This window comes from Bacillus sp. 05T31, from assembly GCF_056396725.1.
In genome coordinates, this window is record NZ_JBFTMA010000756.1 from 1 (window position 1) to 2,062 (window position 2,062).

The 2,062-nt window shown below is 37.9% G+C and carries 4 protein-coding genes and 1 other annotated feature; all 4 genes read right to left on the bottom strand.

Translation table 11 applies throughout. The annotated features are described in order from the left end of the window. The coding region (locus AC1DJR_RS27830) for a histidine--tRNA ligase (protein WP_477004029.1) at positions 1–634 on the bottom strand (634 nt) is incomplete at its 3' end. A gap of 69 nt (positions 635–703) precedes the next feature. Then, positions 704–934, bottom strand: a binding site (T-box leader). A 54-nt stretch (positions 935–988) separates the two neighbouring features. Beyond that, positions 989–1,165 carry a hypothetical protein gene (locus tag AC1DJR_RS27835; RefSeq protein ID WP_002015300.1) on the bottom strand — a complete coding sequence of 59 codons (177 nt, stop codon included), beginning with the start codon at positions 1,163–1,165 and terminating at the stop codon, positions 989–991. Between the two features lie 82 nt (positions 1,166–1,247). Further along, positions 1,248–1,580, bottom strand: coding sequence for a YrdB family protein (locus AC1DJR_RS27840; RefSeq protein WP_215576560.1), 333 nt, complete (start codon positions 1,578–1,580; stop codon positions 1,248–1,250). Between the two features lie 116 nt (positions 1,581–1,696). Beyond that, the coding region (locus AC1DJR_RS27845) for a D-tyrosyl-tRNA(Tyr) deacylase (protein WP_477004030.1) at positions 1,697–2,062 on the bottom strand (366 nt) is incomplete at its 5' end.

Below are 2,062 nucleotides of genomic sequence, written 5' to 3' on the forward strand. Positions count from 1 at the left end.
CCTTCTTACAGTCTAAAATACGAAGAGGGTTTTTTTCTAAGCGAGATTGGCAATCAGAACAGAATTCTCCRATGCGCGGCTCAAAGTGAGCAATTAACGCATCACGGTGTGCTTGACGACTCGCTGCATCACCTAAGCTATTTAATACAACTTTAATATTTTTYAAGCCCATACCGCGGTAAAACTCTACAGCAAGTGCAATTACTTCTGCATCAATTGCTGGATCGTTACTACCAATTGCTTCAATACCGAATTGTACGAATTGACGATAGCGACCTGCTTGTGGTCTTTCATAACGGAACATTTGGCCGATATAGTATAATTTTGTTGGTTGTGTTGCATCACCGAACATTTTGTTTTCAACGTAAGAACGTACAACAGGTGCAGTACCTTCTGGACGTAATGTTAAACTACGCTCTCCACGGTCTTGGAATGAATACATTTCTTTTTGTACGATATCTGTCGTATCACCAACACCACGTAAAAATAGCTCTGTATGCTCAAAAATTGGTGTACGAATTTCTTTATAATTGTAACGACGGCAAATGTCGCGCGCTTGCCCTTCGATATACTGCCATAACTCAACACTACCTGGAAGAATATCTTGCGTTCCGCGTGGGATTTGAATAGACATATTCAGTTCCTCCTCAAATTGTTTTAATCTTAATAAAAATAAAAAAACTCCCGCCTCTACTGTTTGAACAGTAGGGACGAGAGTATTATACCCGTGGTGCCACCCTAATTGAAGCACGTATGCTTCCACTTTTTTAATAACGCTTAAATTTGCGTTCATCTCTACTAAGCGTATAAGCCTTTCAAGTTGAAACCTACAGAGTGTCATTCAATCAGTCATCATGTAGAAATGTTTTCAGCCTAGGACATTTCTTCTCTTTCCATGTGTATCTCATTTACTCTCCTCTATCAACGGCTATATTCATATGTAAATATAAAATTACTATACGTTTGTTGAGTAGGATTGTCAAGTGCTCTAAGAGCGCTCAATTTGCTTCTTTAGGCGCTTTACATCTTGTAGTGAAATTCCAAACTCAGAAGCAAGCTCCATTGAAGTATTGTTTTGTTCTTTTGAAATAAAATCATGTAAATTTACGTTAAACAGTTGATTTGCACCATTTGTAACAGAATGCCCTTTTTCATTCATACGCATACGTATATCCCTCACATTCAATATGGTTGTTTTACTTTTTATTGTTCCATATTGATGAGATAGTTATACATAGCCGAAACAGTTATTGATTCCAAATAAACATAAGAATGCCATTAACAATAATAACGGTAGCCAATCCACTCGCAAGTAAAGGGTGCTTCAAATGATACAACGCTGCAACCCCTACTCCAAACACGATAATTTCTAACAATACATGCAATATACCACGCACTTCCCACTCTGCGTGTTGAGCTCCAAATAACCCCCATATGACAGCAACAACAATCGGAAGACTAATAGCCAGTGTAATTTTTACAACAGGTATTTCTCCTATTCGGAACCCCCAGTATCCAACAATCCCAAGAATGCATAACTCCAGCATAAAACGTAAAGCTATATTGAATTCTTGAAGCATGCTACACCTTCTTTTCCTTTTATTCCTCTTCAAATTAAATCCTATTGTAACTAAACAAAACATACCACAATGTATGAAAAAAGAGAGGACCTATAATCCTCTCTTCCCCGGCAACACTATTTACTTTCTACAATTAAGGTCACCGGACCATCATTGATTAAAGAAACGTCCATCATTGCTCCGAACTGTCCTGTCTCCACATGCAGTCCTTGTTTACGAACTTCTTCATTAAAGAAATCATATAAATGTTCTGCATACTCAGGTTTCGCAGCATCCATAAAGTTTGGACGTCTTCCCTTGCGGCAATCTCCGTATAATGTAAATTGCGAAATAGATAGAACTTGTCCCTTCATATCAAGTACAGAGTGGTTCATCTTTCCGCTCTCATCTTCAAAAATACGTAGGTTTGCAATTTTTTCTGCGATATAAGTTGCATCTTTTTCTGTATCTTCATGCGTAATGCCAACTAGTAATGTTAAACC